This is a genomic window from Bacillus sp. FSL M8-0025 (genome assembly GCF_037975475.1).
Lineage (GTDB): Bacteria > Bacillota > Bacilli > Bacillales > Bacillaceae > Bacillus > Bacillus subtilis.
This window is the reverse complement of the sequence record NZ_CP150258.1, coordinates 3,245,036-3,269,592: the sequence shown is the minus strand read 5'-3', so window position 1 is coordinate 3,269,592 and position 24,557 is coordinate 3,245,036. Positions and strand designations below refer to the sequence as shown.

At 45.1% G+C, this 24,557-nt stretch carries 26 protein-coding genes and 2 riboswitches; of the genes, 20 read left to right on the top strand and 6 right to left on the bottom strand.

From position 1 onward, the window contains the following. Positions 1 to 89: 89 nt before the first annotated feature. Positions 90 to 572, bottom strand: coding sequence for a metal-dependent hydrolase (locus tag MKX38_RS16995; RefSeq protein ID WP_339187790.1), 483 nt, complete (start codon positions 570 to 572; stop codon positions 90 to 92). A 166-nt stretch (positions 573 to 738) separates the two neighbouring features. On the opposite strand from MKX38_RS16995, the gene sspJ reads away from it, so the two are divergent. After that, positions 739 to 879 (top strand): small acid-soluble spore protein SspJ, encoded by a 141-nt coding sequence (gene sspJ, locus MKX38_RS16990; RefSeq protein ID WP_003221612.1) that lies wholly within the window; start codon positions 739 to 741, stop codon positions 877 to 879. Between the two features lie 116 nt (positions 880 to 995). Next, positions 996 to 1,175: riboswitch (Lysine riboswitch) on the top strand. A gap of 103 nt (positions 1,176 to 1,278) precedes the next feature. Beyond that, positions 1,279 to 2,688 carry an amino acid permease gene (locus MKX38_RS16985; protein ID WP_339187789.1) on the top strand — a complete coding sequence of 470 codons (1,410 nt, stop codon included), beginning with the start codon at positions 1,279 to 1,281 and terminating at the stop codon, positions 2,686 to 2,688. Positions 2,689 to 2,922: 234 nt separating this feature from the next. On the opposite strand, the gene MKX38_RS16980 is transcribed toward MKX38_RS16985, so the two are convergent. Then, the gene (locus tag MKX38_RS16980) at positions 2,923 to 3,870 is read right to left on the bottom strand and encodes an iron-hydroxamate ABC transporter substrate-binding protein (RefSeq protein WP_049139696.1); all 948 of its coding nucleotides are present in this window, start codon (positions 3,868 to 3,870) and stop codon (positions 2,923 to 2,925) included. Between the two features lie 206 nt (positions 3,871 to 4,076). Here MKX38_RS16980 and MKX38_RS16975 point away from each other — a divergent pair, with 206 nt between their 5' ends. From MKX38_RS16975 to MKX38_RS16950, 6 genes are all read left to right on the top strand, one after another. Next, a complete protein-coding gene (locus MKX38_RS16975) occupies positions 4,077 to 5,123 on the top strand; it encodes an iron ABC transporter permease (protein WP_339187786.1) in 1,047 nt (348 codons plus the stop codon). Beyond that, entirely contained in the window at positions 5,123 to 6,133 is a 1,011-nt protein-coding gene (locus MKX38_RS16970; protein ID WP_048655209.1) for an iron ABC transporter permease, read from the top strand. The genes MKX38_RS16975 and MKX38_RS16970 overlap by 1 nt, the downstream gene beginning before the upstream one ends. 15 nt (positions 6,134 to 6,148) lie before the next feature. Next, positions 6,149 to 6,958: an ABC transporter ATP-binding protein gene (locus MKX38_RS16965; RefSeq protein WP_339187784.1), complete on the top strand. Its 810-nt coding sequence runs from the start codon at positions 6,149 to 6,151 to the stop codon at positions 6,956 to 6,958. A 170-nt stretch (positions 6,959 to 7,128) separates the two neighbouring features. Next, positions 7,129 to 8,322, top strand: a complete 1,194-nt coding sequence (locus MKX38_RS16960) for an efflux RND transporter periplasmic adaptor subunit (protein WP_003243035.1) — start codon at positions 7,129 to 7,131, stop codon at positions 8,320 to 8,322. Beyond that, a complete protein-coding gene (locus MKX38_RS16955) occupies positions 8,306 to 8,995 on the top strand; it encodes an ABC transporter ATP-binding protein (protein WP_014480848.1) in 690 nt (229 codons plus the stop codon). Before MKX38_RS16960 ends, MKX38_RS16955 begins: the two co-directional genes overlap by 17 nt. Beyond that, positions 8,988 to 10,217, top strand: coding sequence for an ABC transporter permease (locus tag MKX38_RS16950; RefSeq protein ID WP_014480847.1), 1,230 nt, complete (start codon positions 8,988 to 8,990; stop codon positions 10,215 to 10,217). The genes MKX38_RS16955 and MKX38_RS16950 overlap by 8 nt, the downstream gene beginning before the upstream one ends. 33 nt (positions 10,218 to 10,250) lie before the next feature. Here MKX38_RS16950 and rsiO read toward each other — a convergent pair whose 3' ends face one another. The 3 genes from rsiO to MKX38_RS16935 all read right to left on the bottom strand — a co-directional run bounded on the left by rsiO (position 10,251) and on the right by MKX38_RS16935 (position 12,151). After that, positions 10,251 to 10,661 carry an acid stress-sensitive anti sigma factor RsiO gene (rsiO, locus tag MKX38_RS16945; RefSeq protein WP_003243579.1) on the bottom strand — a complete coding sequence of 137 codons (411 nt, stop codon included), beginning with the start codon at positions 10,659 to 10,661 and terminating at the stop codon, positions 10,251 to 10,253. Between the two features lie 60 nt (positions 10,662 to 10,721). Next, the gene (gene oxdC, locus MKX38_RS16940) at positions 10,722 to 11,879 is read right to left on the bottom strand and encodes an oxalate decarboxylase (RefSeq protein ID WP_014477958.1); all 1,158 of its coding nucleotides are present in this window, start codon (positions 11,877 to 11,879) and stop codon (positions 10,722 to 10,724) included. A gap of 119 nt (positions 11,880 to 11,998) precedes the next feature. Then, positions 11,999 to 12,151 carry a YvrJ family protein gene (locus MKX38_RS16935; protein WP_003244090.1) on the bottom strand — a complete coding sequence of 51 codons (153 nt, stop codon included), beginning with the start codon at positions 12,149 to 12,151 and terminating at the stop codon, positions 11,999 to 12,001. A gap of 201 nt (positions 12,152 to 12,352) precedes the next feature. On the opposite strand from MKX38_RS16935, the gene sigO reads away from it, so the two are divergent. From sigO to MKX38_RS16910, 5 genes are all read left to right on the top strand, one after another. Further along, on the top strand, positions 12,353 to 12,883 hold the full coding sequence (gene sigO / locus MKX38_RS16930) for an RNA polymerase sigma factor SigO (protein ID WP_014477957.1): 531 nt from the start codon (positions 12,353 to 12,355) through the stop codon (positions 12,881 to 12,883). Between the two features lie 3 nt (positions 12,884 to 12,886). Next, positions 12,887 to 13,126 (top strand): sigma-O factor regulator RsoA, encoded by a 240-nt coding sequence (gene rsoA, locus MKX38_RS16925; protein ID WP_043858673.1) that lies wholly within the window; start codon positions 12,887 to 12,889, stop codon positions 13,124 to 13,126. A gap of 151 nt (positions 13,127 to 13,277) precedes the next feature. Beyond that, complete coding sequence (gene yvrH / locus MKX38_RS16920; protein WP_003243545.1) at positions 13,278 to 13,991, top strand: two-component system response regulator YvrH; 714 nt, start codon at positions 13,278 to 13,280, stop codon at positions 13,989 to 13,991. Further along, entirely contained in the window at positions 13,988 to 15,730 is a 1,743-nt protein-coding gene (yvrG, locus tag MKX38_RS16915) for a two-component system sensor histidine kinase YvrG (protein WP_032726840.1), read from the top strand. The genes yvrH and yvrG overlap by 4 nt, the downstream gene beginning before the upstream one ends. A 71-nt stretch (positions 15,731 to 15,801) precedes the next feature. Next, the gene (locus tag MKX38_RS16910; RefSeq protein ID WP_024572125.1) at positions 15,802 to 16,680 is read left to right on the top strand and encodes an SMP-30/gluconolactonase/LRE family protein; all 879 of its coding nucleotides are present in this window, start codon (positions 15,802 to 15,804) and stop codon (positions 16,678 to 16,680) included. 37 nt (positions 16,681 to 16,717) lie between these two features. Here MKX38_RS16910 and MKX38_RS16905 read toward each other — a convergent pair whose 3' ends face one another. Continuing rightward, entirely contained in the window at positions 16,718 to 17,509 is a 792-nt protein-coding gene (locus MKX38_RS16905) for an SDR family oxidoreductase (RefSeq protein WP_015384617.1), read from the bottom strand. A 152-nt stretch (positions 17,510 to 17,661) separates the two neighbouring features. Continuing rightward, positions 17,662 to 17,801, top strand: a riboswitch (cobalamin riboswitch). A 104-nt stretch (positions 17,802 to 17,905) separates the two neighbouring features. On the opposite strand from MKX38_RS16905, the gene MKX38_RS16900 reads away from it, so the two are divergent. From MKX38_RS16900 to MKX38_RS16870, 7 genes are all read left to right on the top strand, one after another. Next, on the top strand, positions 17,906 to 18,850 hold the full coding sequence (locus tag MKX38_RS16900; protein WP_069322893.1) for an ABC transporter substrate-binding protein: 945 nt from the start codon (positions 17,906 to 17,908) through the stop codon (positions 18,848 to 18,850). Then, positions 18,813 to 19,874, top strand: coding sequence for an iron ABC transporter permease (locus tag MKX38_RS16895; protein WP_106073414.1), 1,062 nt, complete (start codon positions 18,813 to 18,815; stop codon positions 19,872 to 19,874). Before MKX38_RS16900 ends, MKX38_RS16895 begins: the two co-directional genes overlap by 38 nt. After that, entirely contained in the window at positions 19,874 to 21,202 is a 1,329-nt protein-coding gene (locus MKX38_RS16890) for an ATP-binding cassette domain-containing protein (RefSeq protein ID WP_339189451.1), read from the top strand. The genes MKX38_RS16895 and MKX38_RS16890 overlap by 1 nt, the downstream gene beginning before the upstream one ends. Positions 21,203 to 21,224: 22 nt before the next feature. After that, positions 21,225 to 21,806, top strand: a complete 582-nt coding sequence (locus tag MKX38_RS16885; RefSeq protein WP_116315883.1) for a cob(I)yrinic acid a,c-diamide adenosyltransferase — start codon at positions 21,225 to 21,227, stop codon at positions 21,804 to 21,806. A 176-nt stretch (positions 21,807 to 21,982) separates the two neighbouring features. Continuing rightward, the gene (locus MKX38_RS16880; RefSeq protein WP_029318421.1) at positions 21,983 to 23,251 is read left to right on the top strand and encodes an MFS transporter; all 1,269 of its coding nucleotides are present in this window, start codon (positions 21,983 to 21,985) and stop codon (positions 23,249 to 23,251) included. A 161-nt stretch (positions 23,252 to 23,412) separates the two neighbouring features. Next, positions 23,413 to 23,793, top strand: a complete 381-nt coding sequence (gene liaI / locus MKX38_RS16875) for a cell envelope stress-induced membrane anchor protein LiaI (protein ID WP_003243447.1) — start codon at positions 23,413 to 23,415, stop codon at positions 23,791 to 23,793. A 26-nt stretch (positions 23,794 to 23,819) separates the two neighbouring features. Beyond that, positions 23,820 to 24,497, top strand: coding sequence for a PspA/IM30 family protein (locus MKX38_RS16870; RefSeq protein WP_015714684.1), 678 nt, complete (start codon positions 23,820 to 23,822; stop codon positions 24,495 to 24,497). Positions 24,498 to 24,557: the final 60 nt, after the last annotated feature.

Genomic DNA, 24,557 nt, shown 5'->3' with positions numbered 1-24,557 from the left:
TCACGTTTTCTTGATCATCTGCATGAAATGCTTCTTAAGTAAAACCTACTAAAAACAGCCGGTTCAGACAAGTCTCAGCACTCATGTGTTTAAAACATGCGCCCATGAAACAGCATATAAAAGTAGTAACATGAAGCAAGGGTCAGGCCGGCTAGCACGAGCTGCTCAGAAAAACTGCCTGTCTTCATATATAATGGAAGCCGAACGCGGATCGTTGAAGGGAATAATAATTTGATTCCGTTCACCGTCCAAGCGTCAAGAATCAAGTGGCTCGCCATTCCGATCATCAGGCCGGCTGATATGTTTTTATCTGGAATGTATGTAGAAGTGATAAAAAACATGATGAGCATAAACAGCAAGCTGTGTGTAAATGTACGATGGCCAAAAACGGAGCTGACCACTTTCGATAAAATAGGAAATTTTCTCCCGATTTTGCTTTGTGTGTGGCAGATATCGGGTATTAATGCTCCAACCGAGCCTGACGCAGCCATAATCACTGGATCAAATCCATAATAATAAGCCGCTGCCGTACAAGAAGCGATGCCTCCCATGATGTGTGTTTTTCCTGTCATTTGCCGCTTCTCCTTTTATCTTTTGCAAAAAATCTCTGAATTACAAATATATCAAGAGAATGTATGTTTGATCAACAGGACTTTGGACGATAAAAAATATCCCGCATAATTTTTCAGGAAAGAGGCATCTTAAACATGTACCTATTTTTTAAAAGAGGTGATACGAATGGGTTTCTTTAATAAAGATAAAGGAAAACGTTCCGAAAAAGAAAAAAACGTAATCCAAGGAGCTCTTGAAGATGCTGGTTCAGCTCTAAAAGATGATCCGCTTCAAGAAGCTGTGCAAAAAAAGAAAAATAATCGATAATCACATGCGGATAGGGCTTGGCCCTATCCGTATTTTCCATCTGTTCCCTTTGACAGATCATCCTTTCTTTGATAACCTTCTGGGAGTAACTAAATAATTAAATCCTCACTCTTTCTCAGTGAGGTAGAGGTTGCGCGGATGATAAGTCACACATGCCAGGCTGACAGGGGCTGTTAAACATGTGTAAAAGGCATCAGCGCCGAAGTGTGGAGAAAGCCGATCCTTCTCTATGCTGGGACTGTATCTGAATAAGTGCAGGACTGCCGCGTGCTTTTTCGCGGAGGGCTATCCGGAGATCAAGGGTGTGTGTTTCTTTAAGCATGGACTTTTGTTCAGGCTTTTTTTGCGTTTATATGATCTCGGGGTCTGGTCCGTACAAAGAATCATGGAGGTACTGGAATGGAACAGACAAAAAAATGGGGTTTTTGGTTATTAACGGCGTTTGTCGTTGGAAATATGGTTGGATCAGGAATTTTCTCCTTGCCGAGCTCGCTTGCTTCAATTGCGAGTCCGTTTGGAGCTACGTCCGCCTGGCTTTTGACAGGTGCCGGCGTGCTGATGATTGCACTTGTGTTCGGACACTTGTCCATTCGCAAGCCTGAACTGACAGCGGGACCGCAAAGTTATGCAAGAGCGCTGTTTTCTGACCCGAAAAAAGGCAACGCTGCCGGTTTCACAATGGTGTGGGGCTACTGGGTGGCGAGCTGGATCAGCAACGTGGCGATCATCACAAGTCTCGCCGGTTACTTGACTTCGTTCTTCCCGATCTTGGTTGATAAACGTGAGATGTTTTCGATCGGCGGGCAAGAGGTGACACTCGGCCAATTACTGACGTTTGCCGTATGTACGATCTTGTTATGGGGAACGCACGCGATTCTTGTTGCCAGCATTAACGGCGCAAGTAAATTAAACTTTGTCACAACGCTTTCTAAAGTATTAGGTTTTGTCTTCTTTATCGTTGCCGGTTTGTTTGTGTTTCAAACGACATTATTCGGTCATTTTTATTTCCCGGTTCAAGGAGAAAACGGCACAAGCATTGGAATTGGCGGCCAGGTTCATAACGCCGCGATTTCTACACTGTGGGCGTTTGTCGGAATTGAATCCGCGGTGATCCTGTCCGGCCGTGCGCGCTCTCAGCGTGATGTGAAACGTGCGACAATTACCGGCTTGCTGATTGCCTTGAGCATATATATTATTGTGACTTTAATTACGATGGGTGTTCTGCCGCATGATAAGCTTGTCGGCTCTGAAAAACCATTTGTTGATGTACTCTATGCGATTGTTGGAAACGCGGGAAGCGTGATTATGGCGCTTTTGGCTATCCTTTGTTTATTCGGAACGATGCTCGGCTGGATTTTGCTTGGCTCTGAGGTGCCATACCAAGCCGCTAAAGCAGGAGATTTCCCGGCATTTTTTGCAAAAACGAATAAAAAGGGGAGTCCGGTCATTGCACTCATTATTACAAACGTCATGTCACAGGTCTTCATTTTCTCGGTTATTTCCCGGACAATAAGTGACGCATTTACATTTTTAACGACAGCGGCTACACTTGCATATTTAATTCCGTATCTAGTATCTGCAATCTACAGCTTGAAGGTAGTCATCAAAGGTGAAACGTATGACCAGCTGAAAGGCTCCCGTGTAAGAGACGGATTGATCGCGATACTGGCGTGTGCATACTCCGTGTTTGTTATCGTAACAGGCACAGCAGATTTAACGACATTTATACTCGGCATCGGTTTATTCTTTATCGGCTTGATCGTTTATCCATTTGTGAGTAAAAAGTTCCAGAAAGAAAAACAAGCATAATGAAAAGACACCTGATTTGCTCAGGTGTCTTTTTTATAAAATCACAATTTCTCCTGTTAGGAATCCGTTCGTTAAATATGCAAAAAACGTTTTTCAGTCTCTCCAGCATAAAAAAACTGATCGCGATGAGGATGCAGCTTAATATGAATGGCTCAAAGAAAATATCTGATATGATTCAAATTGAGCTGTTCCTTATAAATTAGCAAAAGAGCCGCGGACAGGCGGCTCTTTTGTTTATTTAGTCAAGCTTTCGGTAATAAACTTCAGTTGTCCTTCTAATGAAATCGGGTCAGAGAAATAGAAACCGATCGGATCCATCTTGTAGACATGGCCATTTTTAACGGCATTCAGGTTCTTCCAAATGGAGCTTTCAAAAACGCCGCCATCATCACCGCCTGATTGCCATGGGCCCGCGAAAATGTAATCCCCGGCAAAGTCAGGGAGCTTCTCTAATGAAATACTTGTATAACCTGGCCCCTGGTCAATGGCTTTTTCTTTTGTCAGCTTTGTAGCCTGCAGGCCAAGGTCTTTGTAAATGATGCTTCCGCCTCTTCCAAAGTCTTTACCGAATACGTAAATGTCTTTTCCGTTCGTTTGCATAATGGAAATGGTTTTGTCACCGACCGCTTTTTTGATTTTTGTTTTAGCGGCAGCAACTTTTTTATCCCACTCGGCCAGCCATTTTTCAGCTTTATCTTCAGTTCCCGTCATTTTTGCAAATTCTTTCAGCTGTTCGATGTTGTCGAGCTTATCGTATTTTACTGCGACAGTCGGCGCAATTTTTTCAAGCTTTTTAATATCAGCGCCCTGTGTTGTCCAGACGATAATCAGGTCAGGATTCAAATCAATAACCTTTTCAACCGAAGTGCCGTCTCCGATGTTTTCGACGCCGTCGGTTTTTCCTTTGTAGTAAGGGTTTTTAAATACATTCTCAGGCGCACCGACAACGTTGATGCCGAGTGTTTTGAAGTAGCCGTAATAGCCGTCTGCCATGACAACCACCCGTTTAGGATGCTTCGGGATTTTTACATTTCCGTTTTCAGCCTTGTATGTAAAGGTTTCTGCGCCTTTTGAATCAGAGGCAGAACCTTTGCTTTCTGAGTTATTCCCGCAGGCTGCCAGCGCTGCAATCAATAACAGGGCAAAAAACGCGGCTCCGAGTTTCTTGTATATATGGGTCATATCTCATACCTTCTTTCTAAAAAAATAGATGAAAAAGAGAATCATTATCATCTGTGATTATACCACTGCAAGTGCCGGTTGACACGATATTTTTGCAAATGCATTTTCATTTTTGTTCAAAACACTCTATTAAATCAGCTGAAAAAAGTGATATACTGAAACAGCAATTGATAATCATTATCAGTAACAGAAAGGAAGTACGGCAGTTGAGTCAACATAAAAATATACAGACTGCATCAGAAGAAATCCAATGGACGTCAAGGACATATGGCGCGGTCATCGTCCTTATTGCAGGTCTATGCCTGCTTTGCCTTGGCGCATTTTTATCCATATCTCTCGGTGCAGCGGATATTCATTTGCGCACTGTATGGGACGCCATTTTTCATTATCAGCCGACAAAGACATCTCACCAAATTATACATGATCTTCGGCTGCCGAGAACGGCGGCTGCCGCGCTTGTAGGCGCATTGTTGGCAGTGTCGGGAGCAATCATGCAGGGGATGACGAGAAACCCTTTGGCAGAGCCTTCGATTATGGGTGTGACTTCAGGCTCTGCGTTTGCGGTTTCGATTGCGTTTGCCTTTTTTCCCGGGCTTTCTGCAATGGGGCTTGTGCTATGGTCCTTTGCGGGAGCGGGGCTGGGGGCATCGACGGTAATGGGCATCGGCTTGTTTTCAAGGGGCGGACTTACGCCTGTAAAGCTTGCTCTGGCGGGTACGGCAGTTACTTATTTCTTTACCGGCATTTCAACTGCCATTGCAATCCGCTTTGATGTCGCTCAGGATATCAGCTTTTGGTACGCTGGCGGGGTAGCGGGTGTGAAATGGTCGGGGGTCCAGCTTTTGCTTATTGCAGGGGCTGTCGGTTTAACGCTCGCGTTTTTTATCGCCCGGTCTGTGACAGTGTTAAGTCTCGGTGACGATCTGGCGAAAGGGCTTGGACAATATACATCAGCAGTGAAACTGGTGGGCATGCTTATTGTAGTAATTCTGACCGGAGCTGCGGTTTCCATTGCCGGCACCATTGCATTTATCGGGCTGATCATTCCGCATATTACCCGTTTTTTGGTCGGTGTGGATTATCGGTGGATCATTCCTTGCTCGGCGGTGCTCGGTGCTGTTTTGCTTGTTTTTGCTGACATAGCGGCCAGACTCGTAAATGCGCCCTTTGAAACGCCTGTCGGTGCGCTGACTTCTCTGATCGGCGTTCCCTTTTTCTTTTATTTGGCACGTCGTGAAAGGAGAGGGCTGTAATGAAAACAAAAACAAACAAACCGCTTATTGTAATGGCTGTGACCTTTTTGCTTATCGTGGTGGTCTTTTTTATCAGTCTCAATTTGGGCGTTATCAAAATTGCACCGCTTAAAACGCTTCAGGTCTTTTTCGGCCAAGGAACGGCGCGTGATGAACTTGTCTTATTTGAGTTCAGGCTGCCTCGGATCATCCTTTCTTTGCTTGTTGGAGCAGGGATCTCCGTAGCTGGAGCCATTTTGCAAAGCGTGTCTCAAAATGAACTTGCCGAGCCTGGTATTCTCGGAATTAACGCCGGCGGTTCACTTGCTGTAGTGCTTTTTATATACTTTTTTCAAGGGTCAGCTTCAGATCTCAGCTTTTTTGGAACATTTATGCTGCCGTTCAGTGCTTTGGCAGGAGCAATCCTCGCTGCGTTTCTCATTTATATTCTGGCATGGAAAAAAGGCGTGACACCGATTCGGCTGATTTTAGTCGGCATAGGGGTGAATGCCGGATTCAATGCCCTGTTGCTGATTTTTCAGCTTAAGATGGACCCTCACGATTTTATGCAAGCCGCGGTTTGGATATCCGGCTCAATATGGGGGGCGAACTGGAATATGATCTGGGCGATTCTCCCTTGGATTGTGATCTTGCTTCTGTTTACTTTATATAAGGCACGCTATTTGAACATTATGCAGCTCGGAGACCAATTGGCGACCGGGCTGGGCACCGCTGTTGAAAGGGAAAGACGGATTCTTCTTCTGGCAGCGGTCACTCTTGCCGCTTCATGCGTGGCAGCTGCTGGGGGCATCGCGTTTCTCGGATTGATCGCGCCGCATGTGGCTAGAAGGCTGACCGGTCCACGTCACCAGACGCTGATACCGGTCTCCGCTTTCATCGGCTCATTCCTGTTTTTGCTTGCTGATACGCTGGCGAGAAATGTATTGGCACCATCAGAAATTCCGGTCGGACTTGTCATTTCCGTGCTAGGTGCGCCTTACTTTATTTATTTATTGATGAAAGCGAATTAGAGGAGGGGGCCGAATATGAATTCATTATCAACGGAACAGCTTGGAATCGGTTATGGCGACAGGGTGATTGTAGAGGATTTAAATATATCGATTCCTAAAGGGAAAATTACCACCTTAATTGGCCCGAACGGCTGCGGGAAATCAACGATTTTAAAAACATTGTCCAGAATTATGCGTTCACATGCAGGTGCCGTCTATTTAAACGGCAAAGCGATTCATAAAATGTCTACAAAGGACATTGCAAAAGATATGGCGATTCTTCCACAGACACCTGAAGCGCCGAGCGGCCTAACAGTGCACGAATTGGTGTCGTACGGCAGGTTTCCGCATCAATCAGGATTCGGCAGATTAAATGACGAAGACCGCCGGATTATCAAATGGGCGCTTGAAGAAACAGGCATGGCTGAATATGCTGAACGGCCGATTGAGGCATTGTCAGGGGGACAGCGTCAACGCGTGTGGATTGCCATGGCGCTTGCGCAAGGGACGGAACTGCTTCTGCTGGATGAACCTACAACGTATCTTGATCTTGCACATCAGCTTGAAATTCTGCAGCTGCTTGACAGACTCAACAAAGAGCAAGGGCGGACGATTTTAATGGTCATTCATGACCTTAACCATGCAGCTCGTTTTTCTCATTATATGATCGCGCTCAAAAAAGGCACGGTCATCAAGGAAGGAACTGCACTGGAGGTCATGACACCGGACATTTTGAAGCAGGTATTTCAGATTGATGCCGAAATCGTGACTGATCCCCGTACAAATAAACCTGTATGCTTGACATATGACTTGATTAAAAATGAAAAAGAGCTAGTTACTGTATGAAAAAATCCCGGTTTGAAGCCGGGATTTTTTTTATTCGGCTTTGAAAATACAATTTTTCTATTTGATTCCGTCATTTCAATAAAAGGATTGCAAGTCTTTTTGAATTAATAGATAATATTGGTTAGAATGTTTCGAAAATATTACATAGTTTACAGAAAGAGGAGATCGTTGTGTCCAAGAAGAAAAAATGGCTTATTGGCGGTGCGATATGTGCCGGTGTGCTTGTATTGGCTGGGATCGGCGCTGGCGGTTTTTACTTTTTTACTCACATGAACCAAGTTGCCGTATCATCGGAGCCCTATGCTGAATCGGTCGCGGTATACATGGGAGGAGATTCAGAATCAGGCCAAACGTTTTCTGGAAAGGTTGAACCTGAGAAACAGCAGAAAGTATACATAGATTCAGAAAAAGGCAGCATTAAAAAAACATACGTCAAAGAAGGCGATCAGGTTAAAAAGGGCGATAAGCTTTTTGAGTATGAGGGCGAGGATCATTCTGATGAAGTGGAGCAAGCCAATTTGCAAATTGAAATGACAAATCTGCAAATCAACCGTTTGCAAAAATCAATAACGGAAACGGAAAAAAAGCTGAAAGTTGCAGGAAAAGAAGAGAAAAACCAGCTTCAAGATGAACTTGATCAAACCAATTTCGATTTGAAAACAAGCCAGCTTGAACTGAAGCAGCATCAAAAAGAACTGGCTGGCCTGACGAAAAACAAAGGTTCCAATGTCATTACAAGCAAGCATGACGGAATCGTTCAAAGCGTCAATCAGGATATCGCTGACGGTGCAACAGGCGACCAGGCAGCAGGCCCGTATATCCAGATTGTTTCGACAGGCAAATATCTGGTCAAAAGCCAAATCAATGAGCTGTTAATGGACACGATCAAAAAAGGCAGCAAAGTCAGGGTCACGCTGAAAACAGGCGGTGAGGGCGAGTGGAAAGGAAAGGTCACCTCGATCGGCAAGCTTCCAGCGGGAGCAGGCGAGGGTGAAGAATCAGAAAGCTTTGCTGATGAAGAAATGAATCCCCAGTCCTCTAACTATCCTTTCACCATTTTATTAGACAGCCATAAAGGTCTTGAAGTCGGCTATCATGTCAACATCGAAGTGATGAGTGATAATGCTGATGCGGACACGATCAAGCTGCCGTCCGACATGGTCATTCAGGATGACGGCGAACCGTACGTATGGAAAGCTGATGAGAATCACAAAGCGGTTAAGCAGCCTGTTGAAATTGGAGAGACTGATGAAAATGACATGGTGGAAATTAAGAGCGGCCTGACGCCGGAAGATTATGTGATCTATCCTGATCCCGCGGTCAAGGAAGGAAAGCAGGTTACAGTCAATGCTGACACTGAATAATATTTCGAAGTCGTACAAGCTGGGAAAAGAAGAAGTTCCAATCTTGAAACATATCAATCTGACTGTTCAGGCGGGGGAGTTTTTAGCTATTATGGGGCCTTCCGGTTCTGGAAAGTCAACGCTAATGAATATTATCGGCTGTTTGGACAGGCCAACCTCAGGAACCTATACGCTTGACCAGATCGATATATTGAAAGGGAAAGACGGGGCTTTAGCCGAAATTCGCAATGAATCAATCGGGTTTGTGTTTCAAACTTTCCATTTGCTGCCGCGTCTCACCGCGCTGCAAAATGTCGAGCTGCCGATGATCTACAATAAAGTGAAGAAAAAAGAGAGAAGGCAACGGGCATATGAAGCGCTGGAAAAGGTCGGATTAAAAGACAGGGTCTCCTACAAACCGCCTAAGCTGTCCGGCGGCCAAAAGCAGCGGGTGGCGATAGCGAGGGCCCTTGTCAATCAGCCGAGGTTTATTTTAGCTGATGAACCGACCGGGGCGCTTGATACCAAATCAAGTGAACAAATTTTGTCACTGTTTTCTGAACTGCATCGGGAAGGCAAGACCATTATTATGATAACCCACGACCCGGACGTCGCCAAAAAAGCTGACAGAACCGTTTTTATCAGAGACGGAGAGCTGGTATTAGATGAGAGAGGGGATATCAGCCATGCTTGAACATATTCGAATCTCCTTTCAATCCATTTTTTCTCATAAATTAAGATCGATTCTGACAATGCTCGGCGTGATTATCGGCATAGCGGCAATCATCGCGATTGTTTCAATGCTGAAGGGCCAAAGTGAGCAATTAAAGCAAAGTATGATCGGCATGGGAAACAACGCGATCAACGTTGTCTACCAGCCGTCTGGCGGAGAAGAGGAGAGCGGCGGCCCTCAGGTGTCGTATGCGTCCGCGCCGCCTGTAGCGGAAGAAACAGTAAAGGCGATCAAATCAGATCCGATGGTCAAAGGATTATCCTTATATTACTTGTCAGAAGGCGCGAGCGTTTTTCATTTAACAAACGTTTCGTATCCCCAAGTGTATGGAGTGGACGATGATTACTTCGACATGTTTCCAATCCGAATAACCGAAGGGAGAAAGCTGACGGAAAACGATTTAAACAGCACACACCAAGTAGTGATGATCAATGAAGCTGTCAGAGATGAACTGTTTCCAGACGGAGAAGCTCTGCATAAAAACATTGAGATGAATGGTGTGCCGTTTAAGGTCGTCGGTGTTTTTAAAGAAAAAAATCAACAGGAAAGCATGTTTGAAGGCGACTATGCGAACCCGGTTTTGTACGTGCCGAAAAAAGTGTGGCCGCTTATTGAAGGGTTTGACGCGCCAACGCAGATTGCCGTGCAGGCTGATTCTTCTGAGCATATCCAAGAAGCGGGTGTAATGGCTGCAGATCTTTTAAATCAGGGACTGTCAGAAGCTGAGCTGGAAAAAGCAGAGTACAGTGTAATGGATCTTCAGGAGATCGCGCAGGAAGTGGAGTCCTTTAATCAGTCATTTGCATTGCTGCTTGGCGGAATCGCCAGTATTTCACTTTTGGTGGGCGGTATCGGCGTCATGAATATTATGCTCGTTTCCGTAACGGAGCGCACGAGGGAAATCGGAATTAAGAAAGCGCTCGGTGCTAAGCGGCGTGTGATTTTATTTCAATTTTTAACCGAGGCTGTCGTGCTGACAAGCATTGGCGGAATACTCGGTGTGCTGGCGGGCTTCGGCATCGCCAAGCTGCTGACGGTCATTTTTCCGATGCCTTTTATCGTCTCCATTCCAGCTGTTGTCGGAGCACTCATCTTTTCAATGGCAGTCGGCATTATCTTCGGCTTGCTTCCGTCTATCAAGGCTTCGAAGCTTCAGCCTGTAGACGCGCTTCGCTATGAATAAAAAGAACGCATCCAATTGGAATGCGTTCTTTTTTTAGCTGGGAAGAGCCGAGTTGCATTTGTCTAAAATCAAAAAAACGGCTGCGACAATCATTTCTTCTGTGGTGGACAGCCAGATGTCGCTGATCAATTGGTCTGTTGTATGAGCAGTCATCCACAAAAATAGCAGCTGTACGATGCCGGCAAGGAGAATGAATAGACGTTTTCCTGTCTTGAAAAATGTAAAGCTATGTATCATCAGCCTTTCAAATGGTTCAAAGCATAATCCGAGAACAAGAAATACCACGGCAAAAAGCAGGACATGAGCTGCTGAGCGGTAGCTCGTTCCCGCTAAAGAAAACAATATATAGATGACAGCAAAATAGGTCAACACCACTGCTGCTGCGGCTAGCAAGTACTTTATGGAGAGCCGCAATAAGCGTTTTGAAGGGTTTTGATGTTTCACTGGTTCAGCTCCTTATGAAGGCTTGCAGAGAACGAGTGCTCTCTGCAAGCCGCAAGTCTTTTATTTACTGCATTTCTTTTTCACTACTGGGTGCTTTTCTTTTGAAAGCACATCAGTAAAGTCTTTGCCCAAGTCAAGGTGCGCTTGAACAAATGTTTCAGGAAGCATGGCAAGCCATTGGTTTAAAGATACATCAGCATAATGGTCGTCTTTGAAGATTTCTAAAAAGACAAGCGGTTCATCCCCGATGTTTTCAACGTAATGACCCATTGCAAATGGTACATATCCGACATCACCGGCTTGGTAATTAAACGTTCTGGCATGGCCGTCAGATGCAAAAACGGTCATTCTAGCTTTACCAGAGATGTAGTATTGCCATTCGTGTGTATTCGGATGCCAGTGCAGTTCCCTCATGGCGCCGGGTTCTACTGTTACGAGCGCTGATGCGATGGTTTTAGACACTTTGAAGTTTGTCGAATCTGCAATGTATACTTTTCCTCCCTCAGATTCGATCGGCTCTTGTTCAAGAAGGCGGTAAGTAAATGGATAAGGCACTTCGCCATTCGGCCCTTCCACAATATCATCTTTTAAACTGCCAGGGAGTTGGTTTTCAAATATATATTTTTCTTTGCCAGGCAAATTGGCAATCTCTTCTTTTGTCACGCCGAAGTTCGCAGCAATGACTTCTTTTGGAGTGTGGGCAAGCCAATCTGTCAGCTGAAACGTGCTGTTTTCAGAGAATGATCCATCGTCAAACACGAGCAGGAACTCAGCTCCCTCATCCAGCGCTTGTATGGAGTGCGGCAGGCCTGACGGGAAGTACCAAAGGTCTCCTTCACCTACATCGTCAATAAAGCTGCGCCCTTTTTCATCTACAATTGTGACTCTTGCACTTCCGTAAATCATATAAGCCCATTCTGCTTCTTTATGCCAGTGAAGCTCGCGAATGGCGCCTGGCTTCAGCCGCATATTTACGGATGCAAGGTTTTCTGAAATCGGCAATTCACGTACTGTCACTTCACGGGCATATCCGCCCTTTTCTAATCGGTTATGAGTATCAGAGAACGAAAACTTCATATTGCTGACGGTGCCATGATCGGTTTCAGGCGGAACGAGCATATCAGGGTTTTGCCGGTCTCTTTCAATATTGCGCGGGATTTTTACCGTTGCTCCTTTGTCTCCTCTAATTGGCTGCGGAATGTCATTTTGTTTTTTCATGAAATGTTTCCTCCTTAAATTTAATGTGATAGCAGAAAGAGAAGGTGAAAGGCCTTTCGTTTTCCCTTCTGTTTTGTTAAGTGAAAAAAACCAGTGAAAAGTCAACTTCGATTGAAAAATTATTTTTTTGCATGATCTTTCAGTTCTGTCATTAGTTCTATTAGTTGATCAAACTTCTTTTCGAATCGGGTCAGCAGATACATTGCAATCAGCGCGGGAAACCCCAAATTGCCGATCTGTTTTACGACTTCCTCTATAAAAACCTGATCCATAGGAAAATACCTCCCTTCTTTTTCTGCAGTCATGTATGTAAGTGAAGGAAATCCGATAAAACGTAAACTGCTGCAAAGTATTTTGGAAGACACTAGTCGGAAAGTAGTAGTTTACTTTTTTTTGCTTTCCTTCATTTAATTTAGTAGGGAGGCGGTTTGATGGACTATCAAAGTCTTTTACGGTCAAAATGTAAGGAGATAATGAAGCATCCCATCGTGAAGCATTTTTTGAGCAATCCTCAGCATTACCGTTTGTTCAAAAACGTAATGGAAAGCCCTAACGAAAAAGATGCAAAATCATTGGACGAGCTATTTAAGCAGTTTTATAAAGAAATCCGCATCGTCAAGTATATGAATTCAATGATTCGCATCTTTTCTATTGATTTTGATAAGCGGGTTCGCAAAAACCAAAAACGGTATCCGCTGACGGTTGATCATCCGGAGGCGGGAGATCGGCTTCCTTCCGAAACAGGAAGCGATGCATTTGAAGAATTTTTAGACAGGCAGGATGATTTGAGCCAGCATGTCCAGGATTATCAGCTCTACCAAGCGATTCAGAAGCTGACTGACAAACAAAAAAGTGTGCTGACGAAAGTGTATCTTCACGGTGCCACGATGCAGGAGATTGCAGATTCATTAGGGGAGTCCCGACAAAACATTTCCAACATTCATAAAAAGGGGCTGGAGAATATCAGAAAGCAGCTAGCGGCGCAAAAAAAGGGGGAAAAGTAAGCTGTGGACGGCCAGTTTGAACAAAAAAAGAAACAAAAAGACGAGACTTATGACATTGAGCATCTGATTGCATGCTTTTCACCGATGATCAGAAAAAAACTCAGCAATACGTCCTATCAAGAAAGAGAAGATTTAGAGCAAGAGCTGAAGATCAAAATGTTTGAAAAGGCTGATATGCTTTTGTGTCAGGAGGTCCCGGGGTTTTGGGAGTTTATTTTGTACATGGTGGATGAGAACTCATAATATTTTCATATGAAAAAACATCAAAAGGGAGCGCTTGTTTGCTCCTTTTTTGCTGTTTTGATTTGCCAAGCTCCAATGTATTCAAAAATGTACCATAAATAAACGATATAATGATAAGATGAAAAAAACAGTGACAGAAAGGAACATAAAAGTGGAAAATGCGTCAATTTTAATCGTAGACGATGAGAAAGCGATTGTGGACATGATCAAACGCGTTCTCGAAAAAGAAGGTTATCGAAATATACTGGATGCGGCAAGCGCAGAAGAAGCGATTCCCGTTGTGAAGGCCAATAAGGTTGACTTGATTGTGCTGGATGTCATGATGGGCGGAATGTCCGGTTTTGAAGCCTGCACATTGATCAGAGAGTATTCAGACGCTCCGATTTTTTTCCTGACGGCAAGATCATCCGACGCGGACAAATTATCAGGCTTTGCGGTTGGAGCTGATGACTATATCACAAAACCATTTAATCCGCTGGAATTAGCGGCGCGGATCAGAGCGCATCTCAAGCGTACATATCAATCGAAAGAAACGAGTTCAAATCAAACCTACACATATGATTACTTTACTTTTTCTCCGCAAAATGCCGAGTTGATCGTAGGCGGGGAAGCCGTTGCCTGTTCAGCCCAGCTTCTGCAGCTTTTGCAGTATTTTTGTGAACACCCTAACGTGGTGCTTTCCAAAGATCAAATATATGAAAAAGTATGGGGCTATCCTTCCTACGGTGACAACAACACCGTCATGGTTCATATTCGCAAGCTTAGGGAGAAGATTGAGCGCGATCCGAGCAATCCGGAGTATATTGTAACCGTTCGAGGTCTCGGCTATCGTTTTATCCCAAATCCTGAAGGCAAGCGGTCATGAGGTTAAGATGGAAGTTTTTGTTTCACTTTTTCGGCCAGATGCTGATTGTGATCCTGCTGCTTACGGTTATGCTTGTTGCGTCGTTTTTCTATTTAGACGCTCGTTTTAGCGATGCGGAATCCAATTCAGGGCTGACGAAGGCAACGACCGACACACTTGAGGCATATCTCGATGTAAACGAAGACGGGACATGGGAAGTGGATAATTTCCTGAAGAAATCTGTTGATAAACAGCACGGCTGGATGCAAATCATTGATTCGGAAGGAAACACTGATTATTCCTACGGCGTGCCAAAAGACGTGCCGGGCACCTATACCAAGAAAGAGCTTTTGTCTATTTATAAAACCAAAAAGCTTCATAACTATAAACTGAATTATTGGGCCATCAATATTGAAGATAAGTCGTATCTTCTATTGTCCGGCTGGAAATCAAAAAGTGAACAGCTCCTGACTTCCGTTGAAAAGCGTGAACAAAAGATAGACTCACTAGCGCACTATAAGTCTAGTACCATCGACTATATTAAACGGAAAAAAGGCGCCATTTACCTGTTAGACAGCAATGGAAAGATTCTCGACAGCATCAACAGCACAAAAAGCGAAAGAAAAACGATGAACCAGCTGGAGCTGCTTAAATACAGCTCTAAGCCTTGGAACTATAAGCGGGAAATTTCCGTTAAGATCCTCAATAAAGACAGATGGATGGTCGCTACGGTGCCAAACCCAGTCTATGTAACCGATCAGGAGTTTAACAAATCATTCCTGAAGGTTGTATTAAAAGCGATGTTTCTCGTGATGGCCGTTTTGTTCATGTATATCATTTGGATGACCGTTTGGTATATGTTCCGATTCGGGCTGCCGATTTTTCACACGATTAGATGGCTGGTCAATCTGTCAAAAGGGAAGCTTGAGGAACCTAGAAACCGGGAAGGCCGTCCTGTCAGCAAAAATAAAAAGGGAAAAATCAAACAGCCGTACCGCTTCTTCGGTGAGATATTTGAATCAATGGATCAGCTGACTGAAACGCTGAGAAGGGATAAAAGAAACAGAGAAAAAATCCAGGCGACAAGGGAAGAATGGATTGCCGGTTTGTCACATGACTTAAAAACACCGCTCAGCAGCATTTACGGCTACAGCATGATGCTCGAGTCGAAGCAGTATGACTGGTCGCCGGAAGAAGTGAAAGAAATGGGGCAGGTTGTCAGAGAAAAATCTGAATACATGTCTAAGCTGATTGAAGACTTAAATTTAACGTATCGGCTGAAAAATGATGCTCTTCCTATTGAGAGAAATCTCACTAGCCTTATCCCGTTTTTTAAAAATGTCATTGAGGATTTTAAGAAAAATCCGTTTTCTGAAGGCTATGATATCTCGTTTGTATCCAAAGAAGAGCATATTGAATTTGCCCTTGATGAAGCGTGGTTCAGGCGCATATTAGAAAACCTCCTTGGGAATGCCGTGAAGCACAACGACAAAGGAACAGAGATTCAAGTCATTCTGGAGCAAACAAAAAATCATATATCTTTAAAGGTGAAGGACAATGGGAAAGGAATGGATGAAGAAACGATTACCCATTTGTTTAACCGTTACTACAGAGGGACGAACACAAAAGATTCAACTGCCGGAACGGGTCTCGGGCTCGCGATTGCCAAGGAGCTTGTCCATCTGCATAACGGAACGATACATGTGAACAGCAGAATGAACATTGGAACGGTCATTACCATCCTTTTTAAAAAACAATAAACATCAAGTGGTTTGGACACCTCTTTGCCGGGAATAACAATATATAGACTGAAGCTAAAGAGGTGTAACACATGGATGCAGTATTGGAAGCAGACACTCGGGCAGTGATTGGAGAAGGCCCGTTATGGGATGAAGAAAACGGCCGCTTATATTGGGTTGATATCCTGGGGAGCGAGCTCCATATCTTTGACCCTGAAGAAAAAATCAACCGATCAATCAAATTCAAATCCTTTGTGACGGCGCTTGCGAAATATTCAAAGGATGAACTGATTATGACGATGAAGGACGGGTTTTACCTGTATCATCTTCGGGATGACAGCTTGGAAAAAATTAAACAGCCGAAGGACATGCATGAGAGCCTGAGATTTAATGATGCTAAATGTGACCCGTACGGAAGGCTTTGGGCGGGGACGACGAGCATGGAAGGCGAGCAAAAACAGGCGTCGCTGTACCGTTTGAATCTAGACGGCAGTCTTGTCAAAATCAAGGATCAAGTCTCCACCTCAAACGGTTTGGATTGGGACCGCGAGCGGAATTTGATGTATTATATCGATACGCCGACGCAGGAGATTGTGCGTTACAGCTATGATCCTCAAAGCGGAGATGTTTCGAATCCAGAACCTGTCTATCGTTTTGATCAGTCGGACGGATTGCCGGACGGCATGACAATTGACCAAAATGGCATGCTGTGGGTGGCGCTGTTTGGCGGCAGCCGCGTTGTTCACATTGACCCGTTTCAGAAAAAAGAAATCAATTCAATCAGCGTGCCGGCTAAATATGTCACGTGCTGCGCGTTCGGCGGCAAAGACTTAAAAACCCTTTACATTACAACGGCAACAGAACAAATGACAGAAAAAGAGAGATACGAGCAGCCTCACGCTGGAGGGTTGTTTTCAGCACAACTGGAAACAGGCGGATATCAGCCGGTACCATTTGCTGGAGACGTATAAAAAAAACGCATCCGAAACAACGGATGCGTTTTTTATACTACAGAGAACGGATAATGCCGCCTTCCACACGCTGTGCCGTGCCGTTAATGGCGGATGCGGCGTCAGACGCGAGGAATACGATTGTGTTGGCGACTTCTTCTGCTGTCGCGTATCGCTGAATAAGCGAGGTTGGCTCATTGACCTTGAAATAGTCTTTGATAAATGTATCTGTATCCTGTCCGGCTGCTTGTGCGGCGCCTTCCATATAGGAGGCCACGCCCTCTGTCCAAGTAGGTCCCGGGAGCACTGAGTTGACCGTCACATTTGTGCCTTTTGTCATTTCAGCCATTCCTCTTGAAAGGCTGATCAGCGCCGTTTTTGTCATTGAGTATGGAATCATCGTTGGCAGCGGTTTGACGCCTGCTTCACTTGCAATATTTAAAATGCGGCCGCTGTTTTTGGCAAGCATTTTTGGAAGGAAGTGACGGCTTGTCCGAACGGCGCTCATCACGTTCACTTCGAAATATTGATTCCACTCTTCATCTGTCACATCGGCGAAGTCTTTTACCTCGAAGAAACCAAGGTTGTTGACAAGGATATCGATATCACCGATTTCATTTACTTTTTCGATAAAAGCCGCTGCTTCATCTGTTTTTGACAAATCGGCAGCAGCACCGTGCACTGTTCCATAGCCAGAAAGCTCTTCAATCGTGCGATCGACAGTCTCCTGTTTGCGTCCGTTGACAATGACTGCCGCACCCTCTTGCAGAAAGCTTTTTGCGGCGGCTTTCCCGATACCGGACGTCGAGCCGGTGATTAAGACGAGTTTGTCTTTTAGCTGTAAATCCATAAGAATCATTCCTTTTGATTGATGTGGTATTAAGTATACAAGATCAAATTTAGTGTTTACGAGGATTTTGCTCCCATACACAATACGGGGAAAAGTCATTCAGGACGCATATACAAGCCTGTCAGTCATATAGTATAATTACTCCGAAAAAAGGATACGAATGTCAAATAGGTGCCGGTCCGTGAACAACAGCCGGCTTAAAAGGGAAACCGGTAAAAGCCGGTGCGGTCCCGCCACTGTAATTGGCCAAGCGCCAAGAGCCAGGATACCTGCCTGTTTGATCAGCACGAATTCTGCGAGGACAGATGATGTGTAAACAATAGGCTTTTTTGTGTTGTTTACAGCATCTTTACCGTCGTAGAGATGCTTTTTTAGTTCGTTTAGGAGGAAAATATTATGAAAAAACGAGCCGGGATATGGACTGCGCTCCTGCTGGCTGCTGTTATGCTGGCAGGCTGCGGCAATCCTGCGGATCAGAAGGATTCAAAGACAAAACAAAAAACAGAAGCGTTTCCTGTCACCATTGATGATGCGTCAAACCAAGATGTAACCATCAAAAAAGAGCCAAAAAAGATTGTTTCATTAATGCCGAGCAACACAGAAATTACATACGCACTTGGCCTTGGTGACAAAGTGGTCGGTGTCACCACAAACGATACCTATCCAAAGGAAGTCAAAAAGGTTGAGAAAGTCGGAGATATGAATGTAAACGTTGAAAAAGTCATTTCTCTAAAACCAGATCTCGTTCTGGCCCATGAGTCTTCCATGTCAGCATCAGCGGATGCCATCAAACAGCTGAAGGACGCGGGCATTACAGTGCTGACTGTCAATGATGCACAATCATTCTCCGAGGTGTACAAATCAATCGAAATGATCGGAGAAGCTGGCGGGGCGGAGAAAAAAGCTGATCAGCTCGTGAAACGCATGAAATCAGATCTAAAGGATATTCAAGAAAAAGCGAAAACCATTTCAAAAGACGAGGAGAAAAGCGTATTTATCGAGGTTTCTCCTGATCCTGACATTTATACAACCGGAAAAGATACATTTATGAATGAAATGCTGAATGTCATCCATGCTAAAAACGCAGCTGCGGATCAGACAGGATGGGTGCAAATGACAGACGAGGCGATCGTAAAACTCAATCCTGATGCAATTGTTACAACGGACGGTGTGAAAGCGAAAGCTGTGGAAAAACGCGATGGCTGGAGCGAAATCAATGCTGTGAAACATCATCGTGTATATGATGTGGACCCTGATCTTGTGACACGTTCCGGTCCCCGTCTGATCGAAGGGGTCGAAGAACTTGCGGAAAGCATTTACCCGGATACGTTTAAGGAATAATCGTTATGCCGCATATATCATTGGTTTCTCATTTTTAGCCGTGAGCATCATCTTAGGAATTTCTTGCGGCAGCCTGCATATTCCTATTCCCGCTGTTTTTCGTGTCTTTTGGCATCAAGGTTTCGGGGGCTCTATCGGTTCTGATGATCCGATGTACACTAATATTATGATGAATATCAGACTGCCGAGAGTTGTGCTGGCCGCCCTTGTGGGGGCGGCTCTTTCTATTGCAGGGGCCGCTTTTCAAGGATTATTGAAAAATCCACTTGCTGATCCCTATACGCTAGGTGTGTCATCCGGTGCTTCAGTCGGAGCTGTTGTGACTCTGTTCTTAGGTCTGCACCTTCCTGTCATCGGAGAGTTTACACTCCCGGTTGTGAGTGTTGCCGCGGCACTTGCCACGATGGCGGCGGTCCTTTTCTTCAGCCGCCTCGTTCATGCTTCGATGTCTGTTTCCACCCTCATTTTGACCGGTGTCATCACTAACTCTTTTTTGGGCGCATTTATTTCTCTTATCATCGCCTTGACAGGAGACAACCTGCTTCCGATTGTGCATTGGCTGCTTGGCAGCGTCTCAATGAGGGGCTGGAGCTATGTTATTTTGTTTCTCCCGTTTTTTCTTTTGGGAACCATTTTATTGATTTTAAACGGTAGGGAATTGAACGTGATGACATATGGAGAAGATAAAGCAAAGCTTCTTGGAGTCAGCGTTCAGCAGAGGAAGATGATGATATTAATAGCAGGATCTCTTTTGACGGGAAGCGCTGTGGCAGTATCGGGTACGATTGGCTTTGTCGGCCTTGTGATTCCGCATATCACAAGGCTTTTGTGGGGAACGGACCATCGGCATTTACTGCCGCTGTCCGCCTTGCTCGGGGCAGGGTTTCTCGTTTTAGCCGATCTGCTTTCCAGAACCATCATTGAGCCGATTGAACTGCCGATCGGGATCATTACGTCCTTGGCGGGAGCGCCTGTGTTCGCTCTTATTTTAATTCGGCAGCACCGCGGGGGGAGAAGCTTATGATGAAGGCAGAAGGGCTGTCGGGAGGATACGGGGACCGCCGCCTAATCAACAATGTCAGCTTAACAGTGGAGAAGGGAGATTTTCTCGGAATTCTCGGCCCCAATGGAAGCGGAAAAACCACGCTTTTGCACTTGCTGACAGGCACGCTGCCGGCCAAGGAAGGCAGCGTTTATCTGGCCGGAAAACTGCTGGCGGACTATAAACCGAAGGAACTGGCGCAAATCATGGCCGTCCTGCCACAAAAAACGGAACAAGCCTTCACCTTTACCGTCGAAGAAACTGTAGCCTTTGGCAGATATCCATTCCAAACGGGGCTGTTCAGACAGCAGACTGAAAAGGATGAAGCCATTGTACAGGAAGCAATGGAGCAAACAGGAGTGGCCGCTTTTGCGCAAAAGCCGATTCGCGAACTAAGCGGAGGGGAACAGCAGCGGGTGTATTTGGCACAAGCTTTGGCGCAGCAGCCGCGTATTTTATTTTTGGACGAGCCGACTAGTTTTCTCGATCTGGCTTATCAAAAAGACCTGCTTGATCTGATCAAACGCCTGACGAGAGAAAGCGGATTGGCAGCTGTCAGCGTTTTTCATGATCTGAACACCGCAAGCCTGTACTGTGATGAGCTCATGTTTATGAAAAACGGTACCGCAGGGCCTAAGCAAAAACCGGAATATGCTGTCACAGAACAAAGCATAAAGGCGGTGTACGATACAGATGTCACCGCCTTGGTACATCAAAGCTCACCTAAACCGATGATTGTGATTCAGCCTGAAAAAGATAGCGCGAAGCGGCAGTCTATCCCATTTGAAGCATTGCTCCAAGCGGGGCGTGATAACATTCTTCTGCAAACGGAAATCCCGCTTCGAACATTGTCCTCGACGCCTATCGGTGCAGGGTTTTCGTGGAGCAGGACGCTGATCCATAAACGGCTGCCAGATCAGCCAGATCCGATAGAAGGACTTACGGCCTGTCTTTCAGAAAGCGGTTTTCAACTGCAGGAGACGTGTGCGATGGCTTCTTCAGAAAGACTTGACCGTTTCGTGTATCGAACATATGAAGACGGAGAGTTATCCGTTTTCATATGCGTTCAGACCGGCTTTTCGATTTGGATTTTGATTAACGGCTATGCGGCAGATCAATTCTTCATCAAGGCTCTTATGGCTGCCGAAGCAGAACGGACGAAAGTGCTGGGAGACGGAGGAGGCACAGGTGATATTCTCATCGCCGCGACTCAAACTCAGCAATCCGAAAACATAGAACAGCGGCTGAATCAATTGATAAAGAAAGGGACAGCTGAATGTATAAAAGAGGCTGCTGAGTTGTTTGAATAAGTCTGTAAAGGAGATTCAGGGTATGAAACTATATACAAAAACAGGCGATAAGGGACAAACGGGCTTAGTCGGGGGCAGAACGGACAAGGACAGCCTACGCGTCGAAAGCTACGGCACGATTGACGAGCTTAACAGCTTTATCGGGCTTGCTTTGGCAGAGCTTTCCGGGCAGCCCGGCTTTGAAGATCTGACAGCCGAGCTGCTGACCATCCAGCATGAGCTGTTTGACTGCGGAGGCGATCTGGCAATCGTCACAGAAAGAAAAGACTACAAACTAGCGGAAGAATCTGTTTCCTTTTTAGAAACGCGCATTGATGCCTATACAGCAGAAGCGCCGGAACTGAAGAAATTTATTCTTCCAGGCGGATCAAAGTGTGCTTCGCTTCTCCATATCGCACGCACCATTACAAGGCGGGCAGAACGAAGAGTGGTGGCGCTGATGAAATCGGAGGAGATTCATGAAACAGTGCTGCGTTATCTCAATCGTCTGTCCGATTATTTCTTTGCCGCCGCCCGGGTTGTGAATGCAAGAAGCGGTATTGGCGATGTAGAATATGAAAGAAGTGCCATTGTGTTTCGGGACCGAAACAGCAGCGAATCATAAAAAGTGAAAAGGAAAGCCGGCGTGTTCAAATACATGCCGGCTTTTTTTGTTTTTCACTCTGTCAATTTCCCATTTTACGACAAAAAATGAACCTTATGAATTATTGACTGAAAAATGGAAAAATGAGATATTGTAATAAATAGATGTAAAAAATAGGCAACGGGGGGCTCTGATGGATGGTGAAATTGATTGAAAGTGATAGCATCTGGAAGAGAAATTTCAATTATCTGTTTTTCTCAAGAATAGTCAAGATATCCGGCGATATGTTCGCATTTAATTCAATATTATGGTTTTTAATTTATGACGGCAAAGGTGCGATCGGCACTGCTTTATTGATTGCTGTCACTTTTTTGCCGGAAGCCGTTCTGGCGCCTGTGACGGGGCCTTTTATGAAACAGACCACGCTGAAATTTTGGATGTACTTTTCAGATCTGACAAGGGCGGCGATTGTTTTGATTATCCCTCTATGTCATTTTGCGGGCTTCTCTCCGCTGTGGTTTGTCATGACGCTTATGATTGTGCATTCAGCTACTGGAGCTGCCTACAATCCCGCCTCTATCGCTTTGATTCCTCAAATCGTCAATGAACAGGGCATTCAAAAAGCAAACGCTGTGCTGCAATCCTCCGCTCAAATTGTCCGGCTTGGGGCTGTCACATTATGCGGCGCTTTTCTTACATTTATCAGTCCTTCTTATACCATGCTTATCGCACTTGTGCTCTATTTGGTGTCAGGTTTTCTCGTTCTTTTTATTAAGTACACTGCGGTTGAATCTCAATCAGAGTCTGCGGTTGTTACACAGAGAGGCACATATATTGGAAGACTGAAACGCGGCTTTAGGCTCGTCAGAAAACACCAGATTTTATATCCGCTCGCCATTTACTGTATCTTTATGAATTTCGCGGCTGCCCCATGGGAAGCGCTCTCTGCCGTATACGTTGCGGAAGATTTAAACGGCCAGCCGATCGTATACTCGCTTTTAAAGGCCACCACCGCCGCGGGCGCGTTTTTATTAGGGTTTGTGCTGGCGAAAGTCAAGGTAAACAGGTACGGCTTGTTATTCGTCACTGCCGGCATTATTGAAGGATTTGCTTTCTTTATTACCGGGATGAATACCTTTTTGCCGCTCGTCTTTTTCGCTGCTTTTACCTTTGGCGCCGCAGTCAGTGCTGTTAATGTTCCTGAGTACACGATTATCCAGACGTCTGTGGATAGTGAGGATCAGCCGCAGGTTTACGCCGTTATACATATGATCTCCAATATTTCGATCCCTGCCGGAGCTGTCATTTGCGGGTATGCCGCAAATGCTTTCGGCTCAGGTAAAGTGATCGCTGCCGGCGGGATTGTCGAAATTATTGCGGGTATCGGAATCTTGCTGTTTACAAAACTGGCCAAAGCAGAAAGGTCTGACCTGATTAAAGAAAGGGAAGCAAGTGTTCATCTGTAAAGGGTTTTGAAACGCCATGCCTCGTGCATGGCGTTTTTTTGTGCCGATGGGTCCTGTGCGAGATACGACTCCGGTCTTATATAAAAATCAATCTCTGATTTGTTTTGCATATCTTCCAACTTGTATAAGATGAAGACAAGGAAAACGAAAGGAGGATCTGCATGAAAATAAACAAGAAAACAATAGGCGGATTCTTATTAATTGTATTTGGGATCTCCGTCTTTTTTGGAGGAGGAAGCTTCGGCTTTATCATCCCGCTCGCCATCGGGAGCTTGATGACATACGCAGGAATCAAAAGGTTTGCCGCGGGAAAAACCATCACGGGAATCATCGTGGGCGGTATCGGAGCCATTATGCTCATCTGCTCACTTCCGTTTGTCGTCGGAATCGCATTGGCGGCCGCTATGGTGTATTACGGCTGGAAGCTGATGAAAAACGGATCAGCTGATAACGGTGTATCATCTTTTGATCCTGAACCGGCTTCTGCTGCCTACCAATCTCACTTTGATGACGAATGGGAAGAATTTTTGAAGAAAAAATAATATCAATATATTAGGAGGAATCAGGTATGGTATTAAAAAGAATCAGAGACATGTTTGTTGCGTCAGTTCATGAAGGACTTGATAAAATGGAGAATCCAAAGGTGATGCTGAATCAATATGTACGCGATATGGAAAGCGACATCGCAAAAGCAAAGCAAACAATTGTGAAACAGCACACGATTGCCTATCAATTTAAGAAAAAATATGAAGAAGCCGCTGAAGTGGCTGGCAAACGGAAAAATCAGGCACAGCTCGCATTTGACGCAGGTGAAGAAGAACTGGCGAAAAAGGCGCTGACTGAAATGAAGTATTTAGAAGGGAAGGCGGCTGAGCATAAAGCTTCCTATGAACAGGCAAACAGTCAGCTGGCTGATCTGAAAGAGCAGCTGGCTGCACTTGAAACAAAGCTTCAGGACGTAAAGGATAAAAAACAGGCGCTGATTGCGCGGGCAAATGCGGCGAAAGCTAAAGAGCATATGAATACGACATTTGACAAAATTGACAGTGAAAGCGCGTATCGTGAATTTTTGCGTATTGAAAATCGTATTGAAGAAATGGAAATCCGCGCGAATTATTCAAAGTCAGCGGAAGCCGGTGCAGAACTTACACGTAAAGAATTCGCAGACGATGTGGAAGCGGAGATTGAAAAAATGCGGACACTTTCACTGCAAAAATCAGACCAGACACAAGCGGCAAATGAATAAGCGGAACGGGGAAGGATTTGCGGTCAAGTCCTTCCCTTCCGCACGTATCAATTCGCAAGC

Excerpts from the sequence above, each read along its gene's own strand:
- MKX38_RS16935 (WP_003244090.1), bottom strand. The coding sequence starts at position 12,151 with ATGGATCAGGTTTTTATAGAGGAAGTCGTAAAACAGATCGGCAATTTG.
- MKX38_RS16955 (WP_014480848.1), top strand. The coding sequence starts at position 8,306 with ATGCTGACACTGAATAATATTTCGAAGTCGTACAAGCTGGGAAAAGAA.
- yvrG (WP_032726840.1), top strand. The coding sequence starts at position 13,988 with ATGAGGTTAAGATGGAAGTTTTTGTTTCACTTTTTCGGCCAGATGCTG.
- MKX38_RS16900 (WP_069322893.1), top strand. The coding sequence starts at position 17,906 with ATGAAAAAACGAGCCGGGATATGGACTGCGCTCCTGCTGGCTGCTGTT.
- liaI (WP_003243447.1), top strand. The coding sequence starts at position 23,413 with ATGAAAATAAACAAGAAAACAATAGGCGGATTCTTATTAATTGTATTT.
- MKX38_RS16970 (WP_048655209.1), top strand. The coding sequence starts at position 5,123 with ATGAAAACAAAAACAAACAAACCGCTTATTGTAATGGCTGTGACCTTT.
- MKX38_RS16885 (WP_116315883.1), top strand. The coding sequence starts at position 21,225 with ATGAAACTATATACAAAAACAGGCGATAAGGGACAAACGGGCTTAGTC.
- MKX38_RS16910 (WP_024572125.1), top strand. The coding sequence starts at position 15,802 with ATGGATGCAGTATTGGAAGCAGACACTCGGGCAGTGATTGGAGAAGGC.
- MKX38_RS16985 (WP_339187789.1), top strand. The coding sequence starts at position 1,279 with ATGGAACAGACAAAAAAATGGGGTTTTTGGTTATTAACGGCGTTTGTC.
- oxdC (WP_014477958.1), bottom strand. The coding sequence starts at position 11,879 with ATGAAAAAACAAAATGACATTCCGCAGCCAATTAGAGGAGACAAAGGA.
- sigO (WP_014477957.1), top strand. The coding sequence starts at position 12,353 with ATGAAGCATCCCATCGTGAAGCATTTTTTGAGCAATCCTCAGCATTAC.
- MKX38_RS16870 (WP_015714684.1), top strand. The coding sequence starts at position 23,820 with ATGGTATTAAAAAGAATCAGAGACATGTTTGTTGCGTCAGTTCATGAA.
- MKX38_RS16890 (WP_339189451.1), top strand. The coding sequence starts at position 19,874 with ATGAAGGCAGAAGGGCTGTCGGGAGGATACGGGGACCGCCGCCTAATC.
- MKX38_RS16980 (WP_049139696.1), bottom strand. The coding sequence starts at position 3,870 with ATGACCCATATATACAAGAAACTCGGAGCCGCGTTTTTTGCCCTGTTA.
- MKX38_RS16880 (WP_029318421.1), top strand. The coding sequence starts at position 21,983 with ATGGTGAAATTGATTGAAAGTGATAGCATCTGGAAGAGAAATTTCAAT.
- MKX38_RS16950 (WP_014480847.1), top strand. The coding sequence starts at position 8,988 with ATGCTTGAACATATTCGAATCTCCTTTCAATCCATTTTTTCTCATAAA.
- MKX38_RS16995 (WP_339187790.1), bottom strand. The coding sequence starts at position 572 with ATGACAGGAAAAACACACATCATGGGAGGCATCGCTTCTTGTACGGCA.
- MKX38_RS16905 (WP_015384617.1), bottom strand. The coding sequence starts at position 17,509 with ATGGATTTACAGCTAAAAGACAAACTCGTCTTAATCACCGGCTCGACG.
- sspJ (WP_003221612.1), top strand. The coding sequence starts at position 739 with ATGGGTTTCTTTAATAAAGATAAAGGAAAACGTTCCGAAAAAGAAAAA.
- MKX38_RS16965 (WP_339187784.1), top strand. The coding sequence starts at position 6,149 with ATGAATTCATTATCAACGGAACAGCTTGGAATCGGTTATGGCGACAGG.